The organism is Flavobacterium restrictum, assembly GCF_007097245.1.
GTDB classification, from domain to species: domain Bacteria; phylum Bacteroidota; class Bacteroidia; order Flavobacteriales; family Flavobacteriaceae; genus Flavobacterium; species Flavobacterium restrictum.
Window position 1 is genome coordinate 84,972 of sequence record NZ_VJZT01000012.1, and the last position, 22,925, is coordinate 107,896.

Sequence of the window (22,925 nt, forward strand, 5' to 3'; positions counted from 1 at the left end):
TTCTAATGAACTGCATTTAATCCTTTTTTCAAATGGAATTAACTGTAAAGAAAATACTAATTTAAAAGGATATAATTCTTAAAATTGACGTGCCAAGGAATGCCTTATAGCCATACTGACTAACTTATCAACAGTCACAAAAATTAACTTTCGTTACCCAAAAGCATCCGCCACTATTCCGTAATTTTGTGGCATGTATGCTTTAGTTGATTGTAATAATTTCTATGCTTCCTGCGAACGTGTTTTTCAACCGAAATTCAACGGGAAACCGGTTGCAATATTATCCAATAATGATGGCTGTGTTATTTCGAGAAGCAACGAGGCCAAAGCCGTTGGAATTCCCATGGGTGCTCCCGCATTTCAAATCAAAGATTTAGTCAAAGAAAAAAACGTTCAGCTTTTTTCGTCAAATTACGCCCTTTATGGGGATTTGAGTAATCGGGTAATGGCAATTTTAGGACAATTTACCCCTAATGTTGAAATCTACAGTATTGATGAAGCTTTTCTGAATTTTGATGGTTTGAACATTTTGGACTATCATGATTATGGACTTCAAATGAAAAATAGGATTCAAAAATGGGTGGGTATTCCCGTTTGCATTGGCTTTGCCGAAACCAAAGTATTGTCAAAAGTAGCGAATAAAATTGCCAAAAAATTTCAGGACAGAACCAAAGGCGTCTATGTCATTGACAGCGAAGAAAAGCGGATCAAAGCCTTAAAATGGACCAAGATTGAAGATGTTTGGGGCATAGGTCATCGCACACTTAAAAAAGTCAAACTTCGCCATATCCATACGGCATTCGACTTTATACAACCGCAACACGAAGCTTGGATTAAGAAAGAAATGGGCGTTGTGGGGCTTCGTTTAAAATACGAATTGGAAGGAAAATCGGTTTTGAATCTAGAACCCATTCCTGAACAAAAAAAGAGCATTGCTACCACTAGAAGTTTCCCCAAACAAATAGCCGAATATGATTTACTACGGGAACGAGTGACTACTTTTGCAGCCGTTTGTGCCGAAAAACTGCGCAAGCAACATTCCTGCTGTCATACTATTATTGTCATGCTGGTCATCGATAAACATTCAGTCGCAACATCTAAATATTATTTTAATATGGCGGTAACGCTGCCCTTTGCAACGAATTCGACGTTGACCATCTCGAATACCGCAGTCGAAATGCTAAAAAAATTACACAAAGGCAATGAGGGAATCAAGTTCAAAAAAGCAGGCGTTATTGTAACCGAATTAGTTAACGAAAACCAAAAACAATTCCAATTATTTGATGAAGAAAACCCCAAACATTTGGCTTTAATGAAAGCAATGGACAAATTGAATCACAAAATTGGCAGTACCAAAGTAAAACTTGCCTCCCAAAATTTGAGTCTGACGTGGAATATGAATCAAAAGCATTTATCCCCCAAATACACTACTAATTTCAAAGAGATATTAGAAATATAACAAAGGGCGTTCACTTATTATGTATTGCAATGTTAGGATTCAAATTAATTCATTTTGTTTTTAAAAAAGAATAAAAAACTAGCTTAATAAATCAAACCGCAAGGACGTAAAGGCACAAAACTTTGCGTACTTTGCGGTTTTTCATTTGCGCCTTTGCAGTAAAAAACCCTCAAAAATACAAGGTTTTGTGCACTTTGCGGTAAAAACAATAACCAAAAAGATATAATAATAAAGGTGTTCGCTTATAGTAAGCGTCATTTTTTGTTTTTAACACTAACAAATTGTACATTTGAATCATTATAAAACTTCTGATAATGAGCTAATTGTCTTATTAAATAGCTAAATACCAAATAAAAAATTGATTAGTAACAACCAACAACATAGCACTCCCGAAGAAGCTGCTACTCTTTTGTATGTTTTTAATAGTGTTTATCCAATTAATGAAGCCGCACGAACTTTTTTAACAGAAAACACCTACCCAATACAAGTACGCAAAGGCAAGAAACTGCATAAATCAGGCGAAATTTGCGATATGATTTATTTTGTAAACAAAGGAGCAGTTCGGGGATATGTTAAAGAGGGAAAAAAAGACATTACCACCTGGATAACAGTCGAAAATGAGTTGGTTGCCTCCATTCATAGTTTTGTACTACAAATACCAAGTTTTGAAAACATGGAAGCCATAGAGGATTCGGAACTGCTTGGGATGAGCCACTCGGATTTACATCGCTTGTATGATATAGAGCCTGAAACCAACATTATGGCGCGACGCATTTACGAAAAATATTATGCCGATGCCGAAATTAGAGCCTTAATTGCTCGGTTGAGCAAGGCTGAAAAAAAATACGAATATTTCCTAAAAACGTACCAACACCTTTCCACTCGAATTCCGCTTACCTATATTGCCTCTTTTTTGGGAATCAACCTCGAAACTTTAAGTCGGGTTCGAGGGCAAATTCGCAACCATTCTGAAAATAAAGTTTGACAATTGTCAAATAATGATTGATTGAAAATTTAGTTATTTTAAAAAAAACAACATAAAAAACTAAAAATCAATTAGTTATATTTTTTTATTTTTTTCAATTGGCTTTTGTATTTTGAAACTTTCCGTTTTGCTAATAATTTTAAAGCTAATTTTGAAGTATAAATTCTTTGGTATAATACCTCAAAATTAGTTATTATGAAACATTTTTACGCCCTTCTATTCACGCTTTTTATTTGTTCTATTTCCTATTCGCAACTGGGTGCCGCACTCGATTTTGATGGTGTAAATGATTATGTTGTTTTAGATACTCCACCATCCATTAGCGGTTCGTTTACAGTCGAAGCTTGGGTAAATCCGACTAATACTTACAAAACAATGCACATTGTGAGTACTCGAGATGCTGGAGAATATTCGTTTGATATACAACTGAAAGCAGGCAATACCATCCACGCCGACATAGGCAACGGAAGCTCTTGGCTTACCACCGCCGCCGATGCTAGCTATAATTATACTGCTGGTACTTGGTTTCATCTGGCTTATGTAGTTACGCCAATTGGTTATACTATTTATGCAAATGGCAACCCCATTGGTACAGGAACTTTCTCGGGAACACCTTTGCTGATGAATGGCACTCATAAATTAGCATTGGGCAAAAACGCCTCCGAACCCACTCTTTATGAAGGCAAAATAGATGAGGTACGGATTTGGAACAGAGCCTTGCAAAAATGCGAAATCTTGAATAATCTGAACAATGAACTGGCATCGGGGCAAACGGGTTTGTCTGTTTATTATACATTCAATCAAGGTTTTGCAGCGTCAAATAATTCAGGTGTAACAATCCTAACCGATTCTAGTGGCAACAATTACAATGCTTCATTAGAAAATTTTAGTTTAGGGACAGGAGCTTTTGGTTCTGGATCTAGCACCTCTAATTGGGTTTCATCTGGGGGTGTTGCATCAGGCAATACAACTCCAGCTTATGTTCCGTTGGTAGTGTCAAGTCCACAAAATTTGCCGTTAGGGGCAACGGTGGCAAACCTAACCGCCACCGGAACCGCCATAAAATGGTATTCGGCAGCAACAGCAGGAACGCCTTTGGCAACAACCGCAATTTTGGCAACCGCCACCTATTATGTTACGCAAACCAAGGCGAGTTGCGAAAGCGATAGAACCCCAGTAAGTGTTATAATTCCGCCAGTGATCACTCCTGTTATTACCACATTCAGTCCTATTTCGGGCGTTGTCGGAGCTACTGTAACCCTTACAGGAATCAACTTTAATACTACTACCGCAAACAATAGCGTGTTTTTTGGAGCTACAAAAGCTACAGTTACTGCTGCAACCGCAACAAGTTTAACGGTAACGGTGCCTTCGGGTGCAACATACTCACCTATTGCGGTTTTGAATACCGGAACGGCATTGGCTTGTTATAGTGTAAGCAATTTTACTCCTGTATATACTCCTTCAAAAACAGGTATAACGGTGAGTGATTTTTCTGTCAAGACAGATTTCACAACGAGTTATCATCCTAATTCTGTAGCCATTGGCGATTTGGATGGCGATGGAAAGCCCGATTTGGTAGTAGCCAATTCCGAAGGAAATACCATTTCAATATTTCGTAATACAACAACAAGCGGTAGTGTGAGTTCAGGCAGTTTTGACACCAAAGTCGATTTTGCCACAGCTTCCTATCCACTTTCTATACGTATTGGCGATTTGAATGGCGATGGCAAACCCGAATTAGTGGTTACAAATCAAGAGAGTAATACGGTTTCCGTTTTTCGCAATACAACAACAACGGGAGCAATTACCACAAGTAGCTTTGATGCCAAAGTGGATTTTGCAACAGGATCTGGACTTGCCTTCGCTGCCATTGGCGATTTGGATGGCGATGGCAAGCCCGAAATAGTGGTGGCTAATAATTTGAGCAATAGCATTTCCGTATTTCGGAATACCACCACAAGCAATGCAGCCATTACCACAGCTAGTTTTGCCAGCAAAGTCGATTTTCCGGTGGCTAGCTTTCCTTATACAGTTGCCATTGCCGATTTGGATGGAGATGGCAAAGCAGATATTGCCGTTTCGGGTGTCGATAGCGTTTCGGTATTGCGCAATACACCAACCATTGGCACTATTACAGCCAATAGTTTTGAACCCAGAGTCGATTATTTTGATTCCAATTTACAATCACAATCCATAGCTATTGGCGATTTGGATGCCGATGGAAAGTCAGATATAGTGGCAACAAGTCTATACGGAAATGTTTTTGTATATCGCAATACCGCCACCGCAGGCACAATTACCGCCAGCAGTTTTGCTCCCAAAGTTACCTTTGCAACGACTTACAATACTTGGTCGGTTGCTATTGGCGATTTGGATGCCGATGGAAAACCCGATTTGGCCCTAGCCAATGCCGATGGTTTTGTTTCTGTATTGCGTAATACAACTACAACTGGGGATATCACTTCAAGCAGTTTTGCTTCCAAAGTCGATTTTGCAATAGGTATTAACGCTCATTCCGTTGCCATTGCCGATTTGGATGCCGATGGAAAACCCGATTTGGCTGCAGTAAGTGCCAGCAAAAATACCGTTTCGGTGTTTCGGAATACCTCTAATAACAATAATTTAAGTGGTTTAACAACAAGTGCAGGTACCTTAAATCCTAATTTTGACGCTACAACTACCGCCTATACTATAAACGTATCCAATGCAACCAGCACCATAACCGTTACGCCAACCAAAGCCGATGCCAATGCCAACATTCTTGTAAATGGGGCCGCAGTTAACAGTGGTACAGCATCGGGAGCTATTAATTTAAGTGTGGGTAGCAACACCATTACCATTGCGATTACGGCTCAAAATGCCATTACAAAATGGCACACGCTAACGATAAAGAGAGCCGCTCTTTTGAACAATATTGGTTTAACAAACACCACGCCTGCCGCAACGGCCTATTCGCTTCGTAAGCTATCAAGCACCTATACTGGCAAAGCAATACAAGTGCGTAGAAGCTCCGACAATACTGTGCAGGACATTGGTTTTGATGCAAATGGTGGTCTGGATACCGCTACTCTAACAACATTTGTAGGCAGTTCGAGTGGGTATGTAGCCAAATGGTACGACCAAAGTGTCAATGGAAACGAGGCAACTCAAACCAATACCGCCTTGCAACCTCGAATTGTAAATGCAGGTGTTATAGATAAACTAAACAACAGACCCGCACTTTATTTTGGTACCGCCAATTTGGCAACCGCCAAAACTACTATTTTTGATACCGCCACTTCTATGGTTGGTTTTGCAAAAGGAAACAGCAGCACACCATCATCCTTGGTTACTAAAACAGGTACTTCTGCGGATGCTAATACCAATTATCCAGCCCCTTTTGATTTTAGCAATAGTGCAGGCGAATTTTATGTAGGTAATGCTAGTGCAATAGCTGGATCCAACAATAATATAGCCAATAGCACCCCAAGATCCGATGTAAGTCTTTCTGTTCCAGCATCGGTATATTCGTTTGTAATACCAGCTTCGGGTACTTTTTATTCCTATCTAAATGGCATACAAAGCAGTAGCAGTACTGTTGTGGCTTATGCCGATAATGGAAACGCTTTGCAAATAGGCAATCGAAATGATGGCAATGGTTCGGGCAATTTTTGGACCACCGAATTGGTGCTTTTCAATAGTGTTTTGAGCACCATAGACCGACAAGCAGTCGAAACGTCACAAAAAAATTATTACAATAATGGCAATGCCAATTTAAGCAACTTAACCTCATCAATTGGGTCATTAAGCCCTGTGTTTTCTGACGCTACAACAAGTTACACTATTGCCGTAACGGGTGCTACAAGTATCTTAACTCTTACGCCAACCAAAGCCGATGCCAATGCCACCATTACCGTAAACGGAACTGCCGTAGCCAGTGGGTCGGCATCGACAGCTATTAATTTGACTGTGGGCAGCAATACAATTACAGTAGTGGTTACCGCACAAGATGGCACTACTAAAACCTACACCATAACAGTACCAAAACCATTTCCGCCAGTTGTTACTTCTTTTAGTCCTATTTCGGGAGTTGTGGGTAGTACTGTAACGCTTGCGGGTACGGACTTTAACACCACAGCCGCCAATAATATTGTGTTTTTTGGAGCTACAAAAGCTGTCGTAACTACGGCAACCGCTACAAGTTTAACGGTTACTGTTCCTGCTGGAGCAACATACTCCCCAATTACGGTTTTGAATACCGGAACAGTATTGGCTTGTTATAGTTTAAGTAGCTTTGATCCTGTGTATAGCCCTGCAAAAAATGCAATAACAGCAACGGATTTAGTACCCAAAGTCGATTTTGGAGCGGGTGCACAACCTATGTCAGTGGCTGTTGGCGATTTGGATGGCGATGGAAAACCCGATTTAGCGGTGACTAATTACCTTGGTAATAGCGTTTCTGTATTTCGGAATACTGCAACAAGCGGCAGTCTTGCATCGGGTAATTTTGCTACCAGAGTAGACTTTTCAACTGGTAGTAATCCTAGATCGGTAGCCATTGCCGATTTGGATGGCGATGGAAAACTCGATTTGGCGGTAACAAATTATAGCGCCAACACCATTTCTGTATTACGCAACACCGCAACAAGTGGTACTATTAGCGGTAGCAGTTTTGCCACAAAAGTCGATTTTGTAGCAGCTACTAACCCTATTTCCATAGCCATTGCCGATTTGGATGGCGATGGAAAACCCGATTTGGCAGTAGCTAATATAGGTGCAGATAGCGTTTCGGTATTTCGCAACACCGCAACAACTGGCATCAACGCAAGTAGTTTTGCTGCAAAAGTGGACTTTGCAACCGGTAGCAATCCTATTGCACTGGCAATAGGAGATTTGGATAGCGACGGAAAACTCGATTTAGTAGTAAGCAATTCTGCTAGTTATACCCTTTCTGTACTTCGCAACACCGCAACGGTTAGCACTATTACAACGGCTAGTTTTGCCTCAAAAGTCGATTTTGCCACAGCCAGTTTTCCTCGTAATGTAGCTATTGGCGATTTAGATGGCGATGGAAAACCCGATTTGGCGGTAACGGGCTTAAATAGCAATGTTGTTTCTGTATATCGCAACACAGCAATTAGTGGTACTATTAGCACTAGTAGTTTTGTGTCAAAAGTGGACTTTGCAACGGGTTCAAGTCCTTTTTCTGTGGTTATTGGCGATTTAGATGGTGACGGAAAACCCGATTTGGCGGTAGCAAACTATGGTAGTAATACCGTTTCGGTATTCCGCAATAGTGCCACAAGCGGTACTATTGCCACAAGTAGTTTTGCAAGCAAAATTGATTTTGCCACAACTACGCAACCTACTTCCATAGCTATTACCGATTTAGATTTAGATGGCAGACCCGATTTGGCAGCAACAAATTACGATGGAACTGTTTCTATTTTCCGCAATGCCAACACCAACGCCAATTTAAGTGCTTTAACCACCACCGCAGGCACTATAAGCCCCGCATTTGCAACAGCAACAACCGCTTATAGTGCCGCCGCCGTTTCTGCCACTACAACCACCACCACCGTAACTCCCACCCTGGAAGACGCATTGGCAACGGTACAAGTGCAAGTAAACGGAGGTAGTTTTACGGCTGTAACAAGCGGTACGGCATCTAGTGCCTTGGCATTAAACGAAGGAAATAATACCATTACCATTAAAGTAACGGCTCAAAATGGGGATGTAAAAAATTATACACTCGCAGTAACAAGAGCTTTCTTTCCGCCAGTCATCACTTCCTTTAGCCCAATATCTGGAGTTGTGGGAACTGCGGTAACCATTTTAGGAACTAACTTTAATGCAACTGCTGCCAATAATATGGTGTTTTTTGGAGCAACAAGAGCCGTAGTAACAGCGGCAACAACTACCAGTTTAACCGTTACTGTTCCTGCTGGAGCAACCTACGCACCCATAACGCTTTTGAATACCGAAAAAGCATTGGCTTGTTATGGTCTAAACAATTTTAACCCCATTTATAGTCCTGCCAAAAGCACGATAACAACAACTGATTTTGCACCCAAAGTAGATTTTACAGCCACGAGCGGATCTATATCCGTTGCTATTGGTGATTTAGATGGAGATGGAAAACCCGATTTGGCGACAGCGAATTATGGCAGTAATACCGTTTCCGTATATCGAAATACCGCAACAAGCGGTACTGTTGGAGCTGGTAGTTTTGCTGCCAAAATTGATTTTGCAACCGGTACAAATCCCTATTCAGTAGCCATAGGCGATTTGGATGGCGATGGAAAACTCGATTTAACGGTAGCTAATTTTAATGGTAATACCGTTTCTGTATTACGCAATACAGCATCAAGCGGCACTATTTCGACAAGTAGTTTTGACGCTAAAGTTGACTTTGCAACGGGTACCTATCCTCGTTCAGTTGCTATTGGCGATTTGGATGGCGATGGCAAGCCCGATTTAGCTACTGCAAATTATAGTGGCAGTGTTTCTATATTACGTAATATAGCAACAAGTGGTAGTATTGTATCTGGAAGTTTTGCTCCTAAAGTGGACATTATAGCAGTATCAAGTCTTAATTCATTGGCTATTGGCGATTTGGATGGCGATGGAAAACCCGATTTGGCGGTAACGAGTTTAAGTAGCAATGTTGTTTCTGTATTTCGCAATACAGCAACACTGGGTAGTATAACAACAGCTAGTTTTGCAACCAAAGTAGATTTTGCAACCACGAGTGCTTCTATATCCGTTGCTATTGGCGATTTAAATGGCGATGGCAAACTTGATTTGGCAACGGTAAATTATAATAACCCTACTGTTTCTGTATTTCGCAATACAGCAACAAGCGGTACTATTAACAGCAGTAGTTTTGCCACCAAAGTCGATTTTGCCACTGCTGCTTACCCACAATCCGTGGTAATAGGCGATTTCGATGGCGATGGTAAGCCCGACTTGGCAGTAGCGAATGGTAGCGATACTGTTTCGATTTTTCGCAATACAGTAAGCGGTGTTGTAATTGCTGCGGATAGTTTTGCCTCCAAAGTTGACTTTGCAACGGGTACAAATCCTCGTTCCGTTGCTATTGGCGATTTGGATGGCGATGGCAAGCCCGATTTGGCGGTAGCTACTTCTGGAAGCAGCACTCTTTCTATATTTCGCAATACCAACAACAATGCCAATTTAAGTGCTTTAACCACAATCGCAGGAGCAATTAACCCTGTTTTTGCAACAGCAACCACCGCTTATAATGCCACCACCGCCGTTTCGGCCACTACTGCTATCACCACCGTAACGCCAACGCTGGAAGACACATCGGCAACGGTACAAGTGCAAATAAATGGAGGTGGTTTTACGGCTGTAACCAATGGGTCGTCTTCAGGAGCATTGGCATTAAACGAAGGAAATAATACCATTACCATTAAAGTAACCGCTCAAAATGGTGATATAAAAAATTATACACTCACCGTAACAAGAGCTTCAATGCCTCCGCTGATTACTTCCTTTACTCCAATTTCTGGAGTTGTGGGAACTGAAGTAACCATTTTAGGGTCTAACTTTAATGCTACAGCTGTCAATAATATGGTGTTTTTTGGAGCAACAAAAGCGGTGGTAACTGCTGCAACAGCAACTAGTTTGACAGTTACCGTTCCTGCTGGAGCAACCTACGCACCCATAACGGTTTTGAATACAGGAACAGCATTAGCTTGTTATAGTCTAAACCATTTTAACCCTATTTATAGTCCTGCAAAAAGTGCAATCACAGCAACGGATTTTACAGCCAAAACGGATTTTGCGACGGGTACAAACCCTTATTCCGTAGCTGTTGGCGATTTGGATGGCGATGGCAAGCCCGACTTGGCGGTGGCAAATTTTAGCAATAATACCGTTTCTGTATATCGTAATACCGCAACAAGCGGTGTTGTTGGTGCTGGTAGTTTTGCTACAAAAATTGATTTTGTAACGGGTTCAAAGCCTTTTTCAGTTGCTATTGCCGATGTAGATGGCGATGGAAAACTCGATTTGGCGGTAGCAAATTATATCAGCAGTACCGTTTCTGTATTTCGTAATAAAGCCACAACTGGTGCTATTACAGCGGCTAGTTTTGCCGCCAAAGTTGATTTTACAACAGGAACAAGGCCCCAAATAGTAGCTGTTGCCGATTTGGATGGCGATGGAAAACTCGATCTAGCTACTGCAAATTACGATGGCACGGTTTCCCTATTTCGCAATACCGCAACAAGTGGTAGCATTGTATCGGGAAGTTTTGACGCTAAAGTGGATATTAACATAGGGTCAAGTTGTGGTTCGATAGCTATTGGAGATTTGGATGGCGATGGAAAACCCGATTTGGTTACCGGAAATGCAAATAACAATATTTATGTACTTCGTAATACAACCACAATGGGGAGCATTACAACAGCTGGTTTTGCAACCAAAGTGAACTATGCAACCACGAGTATCTCTTATTCCGTAGCTATTGGCGATTTGGATGGCGATGGAAAGTTGGATTTAGCAACAGCGAATTATAATAATGTTGGAGTTTCTGTATTTCGTAATACAACCACAACTGGAGCTACAAACGCTAGTTTTGCAAGCAGAGTAGATTTTTCAACCAGTTTAAATCCGCAATCCATAGCCATAGGCGATTTGGATGGCGATGGCAAACCCGATTTGGCAGTAGCCAGTGGCGGCAGTAACAGCCTTACTTTATTGCGAAATACTGCCACAAGTGGTACTATTACAACGGATAGTTTTGCCCCCAGAGTCGATTTAACAACAGGGTTTTTTCCTATTTCGGCAGTTATTGCCGATTTGGATGGCGATGGCAAGCCCGACTTAACGGTAGCCAATGGAAATGGTAGTACTCTTTCTATATTCCGTAACACCAACAACAATACCAATTTGAGTGCCTTATCCCTAGCAGGAAGCACATTAAGTCCAACCTTTGCAACAGCAACAACGGCATATACCGCAGCCGTTTCTAATGCCACAACAACCACAACAATAATCCCAACGCTGGAAGATATTACAGCAACGGTGCAAGTACAACTAAATGGGGGTGGTTTTACTACTGTTACAAATGGTAGTGCCTCAAACGCATTGGCATTAAACCTAGGAAATAATACCATAGAAATAAAAGTTACTGCAAAAAACGGAGATACAAAAAGCTATACCGTAACCGTAGTAAATCTCAATCCGCTCGACAATATCGGTTTAACAAGCGTAACACCAGCCAAAACCGCTTATTCGTTGCGTAAATTGTCAAGCACGTACAATGGCAAAGCGATACAAGTAAGACGAGCGAGCGACGACTCCGTGCTAGACATTGGTTTTGATACTAATGGAGGATTAGATACTACTGCCCTAACCACTTTTGTAGGAACATCAAGTGGGTATGTAGCCAAATGGTACGATCAAAGTGGTTATGGAAACGAGGTTACCCAAACCGACACCAACCTACAACCCCGAATTGTAGATGAAGGCGTGGTAGATCGTTTGAACAACAAACCTGCCTTGTATTTTGGCAACGCTAGTTTGGCAACCATCAAAACAACTCTTTTTGCGAACGCCACATCTATGGTGGGTTTTGCAAAAGGAAATAGCACTACGTCATCGGCATTGGTAACCAAAACAGGAACCGATACCGATGCCAATACCAATTTTCCTGGTCCTTTTGATTTTACAAATAGTGATGGGAACTTTACTGTTGGTAATGCTGCTATAACAGCAGCTGTTGGTCGCAATTTATCGGATGCCGTACCACGAGCCGATGTTAGCATTACAGTACCCGCATCGGTATATTCGTTTGTAATTCCTGCATCGGGTACGTTTTATAGCTACCTCAATGGCATTCAAACTAGAGACGAATCGGTTGCTGCTTATGCCGATAATGGCAATGCAATGCAAATAGGCAATAGAAATGACGGCAGTAGTGTTGCTAATTTTTGGACTACAGAATTGGTGCTTTTTGATAGTGTTTTGAGTACAGCCGAAAGACAAGCAGTAGAAACGTCTCAAACCAATTATTACAATAATAGCAACGCCAATTTAAGTGCCTTAACCACAACCGCAGGAGCCATAAGTCCTGTTTTTGCAACGGCAACAACTGCTTATACCGCAACAGTGCCTAATGCTACAAGCACTATAACCGTAACCCCAACGGTAGAAAATGCTTCGGCAACGATAGAAATACAAGCAAACGGTGGTGGTTTTACGACTCTAACAAGTGGTAGTACCTCAACAGCATTGGCTTTAACCGATGGTAGCAATATCATTGAAGTAAAAGTAACGGCACAAAATGGTAGTGTAAAAACGTATATTATTACAGTTTGTAGAGGAGTAATACCTACGTTTACTGCAATTGCTCCAATATGTTCAGGTAGTACTTTTGTTTTGCCCACAATGTCTAATAATGGGATAACAGGAGTTTGGTCACCAGCAATAAACACCACGGCAACTACCACTTATAGATTTACGCCCAATGCCAATCAATGTGCTGAATTGACAACAATGACTGTAACATTAGGTACCACCACCACCTGGACGGTAACAAACTCCATTGGTTCATGGAGCAACGGCATACCAACCTCCACCTCCAAAGCGATTATCAACGGCAATTATTCCGAAGCTGTAAATCTCGAAGCGTGTAGCCTTGACGTAACAGGAGCAGCCGTTGTAACGGTACCAACAGGATTTAACTTCACTGTTTCTGGAAAAGTAACGGTAGCATCAACGGCTAGTTTAACTTTCGAAAACAACTCTAATTTAGTTCAGATTGAAGATGTTCCAAATAACGGAAAAATCATATCTAAACGCAATAGTAATGCGTTAATGCTTCTCGATTACACGTTGTGGTCGTCGCCAGTTGCGGGGCAAGAGTTACAAGGATTTTCTCCAGCAACTTTGGCAACACGTTTTTATACCTACAATCCAGCCACGGATAAATACAATGCAACAACGCCAACTGCCAATTTCGCAACAGGAACAGGCTACTTAATCAGAATACCAAATAACCACCCAACAACGCCAACCATTTGGAACGGTAGCTTTACAGGAATTCCAAACAATGGAACGGTATCACTTGCAGTAACCAATAACACGTATAACGCCACAGGTAATCCCTATCCATCAACCATCAGTGCCGATGCTTTTATTGATGCCAATGCGCTTACGGAAGCTTTGTATTTTTGGAGAAAAACAAATGGTACAACAGCATCCTACGCCACCTATACCAAAGCGGGAGGCACTGCCAATGCGGGTGGATTGAGCAGTATTGTTCCCAACGGAACCATCCAAGTAGGTCAAGGATTTCTAGCCAAGTCAACCAGCACGGCATTGATTTTTACCAATGCCATGAGAACGGCCAATAACGCCAATCAGTTCTTGAAAACTAAAGCCATCGAGAAAAATAGAATCTGGTTAAACCTTGCCAAAGATGCCGCTCCCGCAAACCAAATGATGGTCGCCTACATGACAGGAGCCACCGCAGGAATCGACCCAGCGATAGACGGACGATCCATAAACGATTCGCCTATTGCGTTGAACTCGATTATCAACAACGAGGAATTTGTGATTCAAGCCAAAGGACTTCCGTTTGAAGATGCGGATGTGGTACCACTAACGTTCAAAACCAATGCAGCTGGAAACTATACCATTAGCATCGACCACGTGGATGGACTCTTCTCTGGCAATCAAGACGTGTTTTTGAATGATAAAACCACAGGAACATCGCAAGATTTGAAAAAAGGCACCTACACATTTACAGCTACAACAGGAACATTCAACAATAGGTTCGAATTGGTTTATAAAAGCAGTACCGCCTTGGGACTTGACGAGCAAGAATTGAGCAATTCGGTTTTGGTTTTCAAACAAAATGGACTCGTGCACATCAACGCTGGCAAGACAATTATGAAAACGGTACGTGTTTATGATCTAAATGGGCGCTTGATTTTCAAACAAGAAAAAGTGAATCAAAACACAACAATCTTGAAAGGATTTACCGCTGCCGAGCAAACGATATTGGTTCAAATTACCTCGGATGAAGATAAAATAGTAACCAAAAAAGTAATGTATTAAATAATCTAAAAAACGAAAGAAGCGAAAAAATCGAAAGGAAAGGAAAGGAAAGGAACACATTTCAGTCCAACCTTTTATTAGAATTTTTAGCTTCTTTCCATTTTTTTTTAATCCAAAAAAACATGAAAAACACCACATTAAAATTATACCTAACAATCGTTTGTTTATTCTCCAGCGTATTGATTTTTGCAGATCCGGGCGACGATTCGGACACAGGAGATCTAGAAGGAGGCGAACCCATGCCCATAAACGGGAAATTGGTTTTCTTGGCTTTGGCAGGAATTCTTTTTGCAATCTATACCTTTAGAAAGAATAGAAAACTAGCTTAAAAAATCAAACCGCAAGGACGCAAAGGAGTAAAACTTTGCGTCCTTGGCGGTTTTTCTTTGTGACTTTGCGGTAAAAACCCACAACAGCACGAACACATCAACACAAAACCTTGCGCACTTTGCGGTTTTTTTCTTTGCGCCTTTGCGGCGAAAACCACAACAGCACGAACACATCAACACAAAACCTTGCGCACTTTGCGGTTTTTTCTTTGCGCCTTTGCGGTAAAAATCCACAACAACACAAAACTTGGCGTACTTTGCAGTTTTTTCTTTGCGCCTTTGCGGTAAAAATCCACAACAACACAAAACTTGGCGTACTTTGCGGTTTTTTCTTTGCGCCTTTGCGGTAAAAACCTTTAGCAATAATTCCCATAACAGCACAAAACTTTGCGTCCTTTGCGGTTTTTTCTTTGCGCCTTTGCGGTAAAAATCCACAACAACACAAAACTTTGCATCCTTTGCGGTAAAATGCCAATCACAAACATATAATTTTTGACACTTCAAGTTGCCATTTTAATATCTCTTCTTTTTATTTACTTTTATAAAAATTAAATCATTAGAAATACAATGTCCCTAAAAAAAGAACAAAAACTAACTTTCTTCCGACCTGACTTTGAAAGCGATGTCCGAATCCCGTATATAAAAGAAGGAGTTTCGGCGGGATTTCCGTCACCCGCAGCTGATTTTATGGAAAGTAATATTGATTTGAATAAAGAATTAAGCGAAAATCCACTGGCAACTTTTTACATCAAAGTCAAAGGCAATTCCATGATTGATGCCGGAATCAACGACAAAGATGTCTTGGTAGTCGACCGAAGTCTGGAACCACAAAACAACAAAATCGCCATTTGTTGCATTGACGGTGAATTTACCGTAAAACGCATTCAGGTTCACAAAGACTGCTTGTACCTCCTACCCGAAAATCCCAATTACGAACCCATAAAAGTCACCGAGGAAAACCAACTCATCATTTGGGGAATGGTTACTTATGTGATTAAAAAAGTGTAAGTACAAAAAAAAAGTGTGAAACCAAACGAATCTGGTTTCACACTTTGTAGATAACTAAAACTATTTTTTACTACCAGAACTTCACATACAAAGCACAAATAATCAATAACGTAATTACAATCATTACGGTTGTTTGTGGTTTTACTTTGAACATTTCTGTGTCTAATTCGAATGCTTTTGGATTTACTTTTGGCCCTGCAAAACTGATGGCAATCATTAAAAGCATGGTGAATGCAAAAGACAATCCCATACAAATATGGAAAGGAATTTCGAATCCGCCTTTACCATTGGCAAAAGCCGTATACAATACTGTTTCGTTTCCAAACAATGCTGGAGCAAATTCATTAAACAAAACTGACAATAAGAACCCTGAAATTACACCAACAATAGCTGCTGTTCCAGTTGTTCTTTTCCAAAACATTCCAAGGAAAAACATCGCGAAAACACCCGGACTAATAAATCCAGTATATTTTTGAATGTAAGTGAAACCACCCACACCACCAATTCCTAACAAGTCATTCCAGGTGAACATAACCGCAAGAAGCATCGCTGCAAAAATAGCATACCTTCCTACGTTTACTTGGGCTCTATCAGTAGCACTTTTTTGAATGTATTTTTTGTGTACATCCAAAGTATAAATCGTAGAAATACTATTCACTTTACCTGCCAAAGAAGCTACAATTGCCGCTGTCAAAGCCGCTACTGACAATCCTTTTAAACCGGTAGGCAAGAAGGTCAACATAGCCGAGTAGGCACCGTCTTTCCCGCCAACTAATTGAGGTAAATGTCCGTTTTCATACAAAACATAAGCGGCAATACCAGGCAACATTACAATAAGTGGCATCACTAATTTCAACATACCTGCAAACAAAATTCCAGTACGAGCCGTTTGTAAATCGGCACCCAAAGCTCTTTGAGTAATGTATTGGTTACACCCCCAATAGTTCAAGTTGATAATCCAAATACCAGCCAAATAGGACATCATGCCAGGGAAAGTAAGGTACTTGTTGATTTCCAATTGCGAAGAAGCAGCCGTAGGTTTTGGAATAATCATTTTGAAATGCTCTGGTGCTTTTTCCATCAAAACTTTGAAACCTGCAATCGCATTATCGCCAAACCCAAAATAGTGTCCAACGGTAGTCAACGCAATGTAGGACGTAACCAATCCGCCAATGATCAAAACAGCCACCTGAATAACATCCGTATACGCTACTACTTTCATACCTCCAAGGGAAATTAGCAAGGCAAAACAAGCCAAACCAATCATAATAGCATGCAAATATTCGCCTCCAGCCAAACCGTTGATAGCAACAGCTCCAAGGTATAAAATAGAAGTAAGATTTACAAAAACATACAAAAACAACCAAAAAACTGCCATAATCAAAGCCGTTGATTCGTTATATCTTGTTTTTAAAAATTGAGGCATCGTGTAAATCTTGTTTTTAAGATAGACAGGAATAAACCAAACGGCAACAATGATCAAAGCAATCGCAGCAATCCACTCGTAAGCAGCAACAGCAATTCCTAGAAAAAATCCTTCGCCACTCATTCCAATAAATTGTTCCGCCGAAATGTTTGAAGCAATCAATGATGCCCCAATAGCCCACCAAGTAAGCGTTCCTTCAGCAAGGAAATAGGCTTTGGCGTCGTCTTCGTTTTTTTCGCGCTTGCGATATATGGTGTATCCGTAAGTGGAAACCACGATAAAATAGATAATAAATACTGCGTAATCCGCAAAAGCAAGGTTTTGGCTCATGAGTAATTTGGTTTTTTAGAAATTAATATATAAATGAAATAGAGGTATTATTTGTGGTTATTTGTACTAAAAGCAATCGTATTTTAGACCATAAGACTAGAATTCTTTATTACAACTCGTTATAAAATGCGATATCTGTTTAAATTTTATTATTATTTTACGAATTGTGAAAGCCAAAAGTAAAATAAAAATTGGTATTTACACAATTTATAAATGTATTTTTTACATTTATTATAGTCGCATCAGGTAAATCTTAAAAAACAAGTTTATTGAAACCTAAAATAGCGTTCGTTTTAGGTGCTTTTATAATGCACATTTGAGAGTCCTTTTAGTACAGCTGCACTTTTCTCTGGTGTAATATCTCGTTGCGATTCTCCCATCATTTCATAACCAACCATAAATTTCTTTACCGTTGCCGAGCGCAATAATGGTGGATAAAAGTGCATGTGAAAATGCCATTCGGGGTGCAATTCCCCATCAGTTGGCGATTGATGTATTCCTGACGAATACGGGAATGATGTCTCAAAAAGATTGTCGTACTTGGTGGTTAATTGTTTCAAAGTCAAAGCAAAATCAGCAACCTCATCAGCAGTAAAATCGGTGATTTTAGTTGCATTTCGCTTGCTTACAATCATAGTTTCATAAGGCCAAATTGCCCAAAAAGGCACCAAAGCCACAAAATGACTGTTCTCAATAACAATGCGCTCGTTTAGCTCCAATTCCTCTTGCACATAATCTTGCAAAAGGCTGTTACCATGATTCTTAAAATAGGTTTTCATACTACTTTGCGTTTTTTCTACTTGGGTTGGTAGGGACGATTGCGCCCAAATTTGCCCATGCGGATGCGGATTGCTACACCCCATAACGCTGCCTTTGTTTTCAAAAATCTGGACGTGGTTGATGTAGTCCACGTTGCCTAAATCAGTGTATTCTTTTTGCCAAGTTTTAATAATATTTTCGATGGAAGGAAGATCCATTTCGGGCAAAGTCAGGTTGTGTTTTGGCGAAAAGCAAACTACACGCGAGATGCCTCTTTCTGGTTTTGCTCTAAAAAAAGTATCTTTTATAGTGTCTTCAAACATGATTTCGTCTTGTTTCATGGCGGCAAAATCATTTTCAAAAACAAAACTACTCTCATAATCCGGATTGTTCACCCCATTGGCACGTACATTGCCCGGACACAAGTAACACGTAGGGTCATAAGCTGGCAAAGCATCCGTAGGAATTGATTCATTTTGTCCCTGCCAAGGGCGTTTAGATCGATGTGGCGAAACCAGCACCCATTCGTTTAATAAGGGATTGAAGCGTCTGTGTGGATCTTCGTTGATGTCAAAATTTTTCATTTAATTAGGAGTATATAAGGATGTCCCGTTGCCAATTGTAACATCATAAATTTTTAATTCTATTCCAAAAGCATTATGATACAAGGCAGTTAGCTTTGTTTTGAGTGCGTCTTCCTGTCCTTTTTTGATTAAATTAATGGTGCATCCGCCAAAACCACCACCCATTAATCGAGAACCAACCACAGCTGATTGTTGCTTTAAAGTAGCGACAATAAAATCCAATTCGGCACAACTTACCTCATAATCTACGGATAATCCTTCGTGAGTATCAAACATTAATTGTCCCAAAGCTTCGATGTTTCCGTTATCCAAAGCATCGCAAGCCAAACTAACGCGACGAATTTCTTTAACCACAAAAAGGCTTCGTCTAAACACGTTTTCGGACATTTTATGCTGCAAATTCAGGATATGATCTTCGGTGCAATCTCTAAAACTTTGAATATCTGGAAATTCCGTTTTCAATATAGAAAGCCCTTCCTCGCACTCCTCACGTCTGGTATTATAAGCCGATGAAAACAGCGAATGTTTTACATTACTATCAAATAAAATCAAAGCATAATCATTAAAATTCGCATCGTGGTATTCGAATTCCAAGGTTTGACAATCTATTTTTATCACCTTATTCTCAAGTCCCATAACACTCGAAAACTGATCCATAATACCACAATTGATTCCCACCCAATGTTCTGCACTTTGCCCCATCAAGGCCATGTCTACTGGTTTTATTTGCAAATCAAAAAGCGCATTAACCCCAAACAAAAATCCACATTCAAGTGCCGCCGAGGACGACAACCCAGAACCAACTGGAATATTGCTACTAAAAACACAGTTAAATCCTTCGAACACAAAGCCCTTAATTTTAAGCTGATGGATAACGCCTCGAACGTAATTTGTCCACACATTATCCGTCAATTCCATGGTTGTTGTGACATCAACTTCAAAAGAATCGTCTAAATCTATAGCTATAATCTTGGAAGTATTTGAGTTGTTTTTTTCGAAAGCAAAGCAAATAATTTTGTCTATTGCAGCTGGCAAAACATAGCCATCGTTGTAATCTATATGCTCGCCAATAATATTGATTCGTCCCGGCGAAAGGACAATTTTAGTAGGTTCGGTACCAAAAGCATCTTTAAAAAAGGCTGTTGTTTTTTTAATTAAAATGTCGTTCATCATTTTGAAATTGAAATAGTATTGGTTTTTTAAGTATTTGATGTGAAGCGAAGTACCTTTTTTTTTTAAAATCTTTGATTTCCAAAAGAAGTGTTATAGTTCCCGCTTCGGTTTTTAATTTATTTTGTAGCTGTCAAGGTCAATTTACCACTCTTAAGCCCGGCACCACTTACTTCCAGTTTTACATCACCAGCCGCTGTTGTCGATTTTACAAGCACTACCAGTTTTCCACTAAAAAGTTTCATGGTCTCTTTATGAAACATTTCGAGTGAAGTCGCATCGCCATTGCAGGCAGCCCTGTAAGTCCCCGCTCCAGTAACCTTAAATTTCAATTGGTTCGTTGCTGTTGGGCAAGGAATTCCGTTTTTATCCACTACAGATACGGTTACGAAAGATATATCTTCGCCATTGGCAGTGATTGTTTTTCTGTCCGCATCCAACACAATTTGATACGGTTTTCCAGCAGTCTTAACTTCTTCTTCAGCAACCGCTTTTCCATTGTCATCAAAAGCCACCACTTTTACGGTTCCCGGCTCATATTTGACATCCATCCACATCAGGCGATAGCGGTTTTGTGGGGTGCTTTTGTTTTTTTTCTGCACTCCCATGCTTTTACCATTGATAAAAAGCTCCGCACTGTTGTAACTCGTATATACAAAAACGGGAGTTACCTCTCCTTCAAGTCCTTCCCAGTTCCAATGCGGCAAGATATGAAGCGTTGGTTTGTCTGTATTCCAACGGCTTCGGTATAAATAATAGCGGTCTTTAGGCAAACCCGCTAAATCGTTGATTCCAAAATAAGAACTTCGAGACGGCCAACTTTCGTCATAAGGTGTCGGTTCGCCCAAATAATCAAAACCAGTCCAGACAAACTCGCCAATTACCCAAGGTTTATCATCTTGAAGCACAAAATCTTCATCAGGCACATTCGACCAGCTACAAGCTTCCAAATCATAAGACGAAGATTGAAAATCAGGATATTGCTTCATTTTTTCTTGAACCACAGGGAATTTATAAATCCCTCGAGAACTAACTGTTGAAGCGGTTTCTGAACCTAAAATAAACCCTTGCGGAAATTTTGAAAATGCTTCCTCATATAAATGTACCCGATAATTCAATCCCGGAACATCCAACAAAGCACCAAAACCAGATTCCATAGTCGCTTTTACTTGATCCATACCAACCGTTACTGGACGTGTTGGGTCTTCTCGATGAAAGATTTCCTGTAGCCATTTAGCGCGCTTCACTCCAGCTTCTCCCCATTGATCGGGCACTTCATTTCCAGCACTCCACATGACAATAGAAGGATGATTTCTTGTTGCCTGCACCAAATTCACGATGTCTTTTTCGGCATAATCCTCAAAAAAAAGATGGTAGCCATTTTCTACTTTTGGCTTTGCCCATTCATCAAAACTCTCTGCCAAAAACAGAAATCCCATTTCATCCGCCAACTCCAATTGCTCGAAAGAAGGCATATTGTGCGAACTGCGAATCGCATTACAGCCCATATCTTTCAAGATTTTCATTTGTCTGCGTAGCGCAGATTTGTTTACTGCGGCTCCAAGAGGACCCAAATCATGATGCAAACAAACGCCTTTGAATTTGGTTATTTTCCCATTAAGACTAAAGCCTTTATTGGCTTCATATTTTATTTCACGAATTCCAAAACGAGTCGAAATTTCATCTTTGAGTTCGTTTCCAACATACAATTGGGAAACCGCTTTGTACAAATAAGGCGTTTCGGGACTCCACAATTTTGGGTTTTCTACTTTTATATTTTGATCGAACTCTTTTCCGAATGGTGTAGTGGATTCCTCTGAATTTAGTTGATGTCCTTCGGCATCAAAAATAGTGGTGACTAAACGCGTATTTTCTCCAGAAGCTTTGGTCTTGATATTCACTTTGGCAACTGCTGCACTGATAAAAGGTGTCGTCACAAATTGTCCCCATTGGTCTATGCTTTGGTTATTTTTTATAATAACACTAACTTTCCTGTACAAACCGGCACCTGGATACCAACGGGAAGCAAATTCTTTATTGGTTAGTTTTACTGATAATGTGTTGGCTCCAGCTTCTACAAATTGGGAGACATCAAAATAAAAATAACTGTAGCCATACGCCCATTCACCTACTTTTTTTCCGTTCAAATACACTTGAGGTTCACTCATGGCTCCTTCAAAAAGCAACATTATCTTTTTTCCTTTTGAAGCTGCAGGCAAGGTAAATGTATTACGGTACCAAGCAGTTCCTATATGAGGTAGTGCACCCGTTCTTCCTGTTTTTTCGGTAGCCACTTTTTCTCCGTTTTGAACAATGGCCACTTTTTGTATATCTACATTTTTATCAAAAGGCCCGTAAATTGCCCAGTCATGCGGCACGGTTACAGATTCCCATTTCGAATCATTAAAATTTACGTTAATTGCCTCTTCAAAATCGCCTTTTTGAAATTTCCAATTGGTATCCAACACTTTAACAGCACGTGTTTGAGACAAAGCCAATTGTGTAAATGCTAAAAATAGAACGAGAATAGGTGTTAATTTCTTCATTTTTAAAACAAATTAGAATTTTAGTTTTTTTTGAACGATATAAGGCATTTAAGCTCATATAAGGCTACTCCTTTGATTTGCAAGACATTCGCCTTTAAAAAAAACAGCCGCTGATTCACTGATTTTACAAAACCCACGAATTTGTGCAATCATTCGCTCTAATTTATTTTAAAAATCAGTGTCTTTTAATAGATTTTTTTGACTTTAAAATCTGTGAATCAGTGGTAAACTTTTAAATGCGTATGCCCTGTTTG

General features: G+C 40.2%; 10 protein-coding genes. 5 read left to right on the forward strand and 5 right to left on the reverse strand.

Annotated elements, in window-relative coordinates:
* Positions 1-193: 193 nt before the first annotated feature.
* From FNW21_RS11790 to FNW21_RS11805, 4 genes are all read left to right on the forward strand, one after another.
* Positions 194-1,459, forward strand: a complete 1,266-nt coding sequence (locus FNW21_RS11790) for a Y-family DNA polymerase (protein WP_144256953.1) — start codon at positions 194-196, stop codon at positions 1,457-1,459.
* Positions 1,460-1,817: 358 nt separating this feature from the next.
* Positions 1,818-2,444, forward strand: a complete 627-nt coding sequence (locus tag FNW21_RS11795) for a Crp/Fnr family transcriptional regulator (protein WP_185963926.1) — start codon at positions 1,818-1,820, stop codon at positions 2,442-2,444.
* A 195-nt stretch (positions 2,445-2,639) separates the two neighbouring features.
* Positions 2,640-14,519: an FG-GAP-like repeat-containing protein gene (locus FNW21_RS11800; RefSeq protein WP_144256955.1), complete on the forward strand. Its 11,880-nt coding sequence runs from the start codon at positions 2,640-2,642 to the stop codon at positions 14,517-14,519.
* Between the two features lie 122 nt (positions 14,520-14,641).
* Positions 14,642-14,848 carry a hypothetical protein gene (locus FNW21_RS11805; protein WP_144256956.1) on the forward strand — a complete coding sequence of 69 codons (207 nt, stop codon included), beginning with the start codon at positions 14,642-14,644 and terminating at the stop codon, positions 14,846-14,848.
* Here FNW21_RS11805 and FNW21_RS11810 read toward each other — a convergent pair.
* Positions 14,840-15,352, reverse strand: coding sequence for a hypothetical protein (locus FNW21_RS11810; protein WP_144256957.1), 513 nt, complete (start codon positions 15,350-15,352; stop codon positions 14,840-14,842). The genes FNW21_RS11805 and FNW21_RS11810 overlap by 9 nt on opposite strands.
* A 63-nt stretch (positions 15,353-15,415) precedes the next feature.
* Here FNW21_RS11810 and FNW21_RS11815 point away from each other — a divergent pair, with 63 nt between their 5' ends.
* Positions 15,416-15,856: a LexA family protein gene (locus FNW21_RS11815; RefSeq protein WP_144256958.1), complete on the forward strand. Its 441-nt coding sequence runs from the start codon at positions 15,416-15,418 to the stop codon at positions 15,854-15,856.
* Between the two features lie 70 nt (positions 15,857-15,926).
* Here the strand turns inward: FNW21_RS11815 and FNW21_RS11820 are convergent, their stop codons facing one another.
* The 4 genes from FNW21_RS11820 to FNW21_RS11835 all read right to left on the reverse strand — a co-directional run bounded on the left by FNW21_RS11820 (position 15,927) and on the right by FNW21_RS11835 (position 22,671).
* Positions 15,927-17,612 (reverse strand): sodium/sugar symporter, encoded by a 1,686-nt coding sequence (locus FNW21_RS11820; RefSeq protein WP_144256959.1) that lies wholly within the window; start codon positions 17,610-17,612, stop codon positions 15,927-15,929.
* A gap of 293 nt (positions 17,613-17,905) precedes the next feature.
* Complete coding sequence (locus tag FNW21_RS11825; protein ID WP_144256960.1) at positions 17,906-18,955, reverse strand: UDP-glucose--hexose-1-phosphate uridylyltransferase; 1,050 nt, start codon at positions 18,953-18,955, stop codon at positions 17,906-17,908.
* The gene (galK, locus tag FNW21_RS11830) at positions 18,956-20,125 is read right to left on the reverse strand and encodes a galactokinase (protein ID WP_144256978.1); all 1,170 of its coding nucleotides are present in this window, start codon (positions 20,123-20,125) and stop codon (positions 18,956-18,958) included. It abuts the gene before it with no gap.
* Positions 20,126-20,244: 119 nt separating this feature from the next.
* Positions 20,245-22,671, reverse strand: coding sequence for a DUF4982 domain-containing protein (locus tag FNW21_RS11835; protein WP_144256961.1), 2,427 nt, complete (start codon positions 22,669-22,671; stop codon positions 20,245-20,247).
* Positions 22,672-22,925: the final 254 nt, after the last annotated feature.

Excerpts from the sequence above, each read along its gene's own strand:
- FNW21_RS11825 (WP_144256960.1), bottom strand. The coding sequence starts at position 18,955 with ATGAAAAATTTTGACATCAACGAAGATCCACACAGACGCTTCAATCCC.
- FNW21_RS11790 (WP_144256953.1), top strand. The coding sequence starts at position 194 with ATGTATGCTTTAGTTGATTGTAATAATTTCTATGCTTCCTGCGAACGT.
- FNW21_RS11800 (WP_144256955.1), top strand. The coding sequence starts at position 2,640 with ATGAAACATTTTTACGCCCTTCTATTCACGCTTTTTATTTGTTCTATT.
- FNW21_RS11805 (WP_144256956.1), top strand. The coding sequence starts at position 14,642 with ATGAAAAACACCACATTAAAATTATACCTAACAATCGTTTGTTTATTC.
- FNW21_RS11835 (WP_144256961.1), bottom strand. The coding sequence starts at position 22,671 with ATGAAGAAATTAACACCTATTCTCGTTCTATTTTTAGCATTTACACAA.
- FNW21_RS11815 (WP_144256958.1), top strand. The coding sequence starts at position 15,416 with ATGTCCCTAAAAAAAGAACAAAAACTAACTTTCTTCCGACCTGACTTT.
- galK (WP_144256978.1), bottom strand. The coding sequence starts at position 20,125 with ATGAACGACATTTTAATTAAAAAAACAACAGCCTTTTTTAAAGATGCT.
- FNW21_RS11820 (WP_144256959.1), bottom strand. The coding sequence starts at position 17,612 with ATGAGCCAAAACCTTGCTTTTGCGGATTACGCAGTATTTATTATCTAT.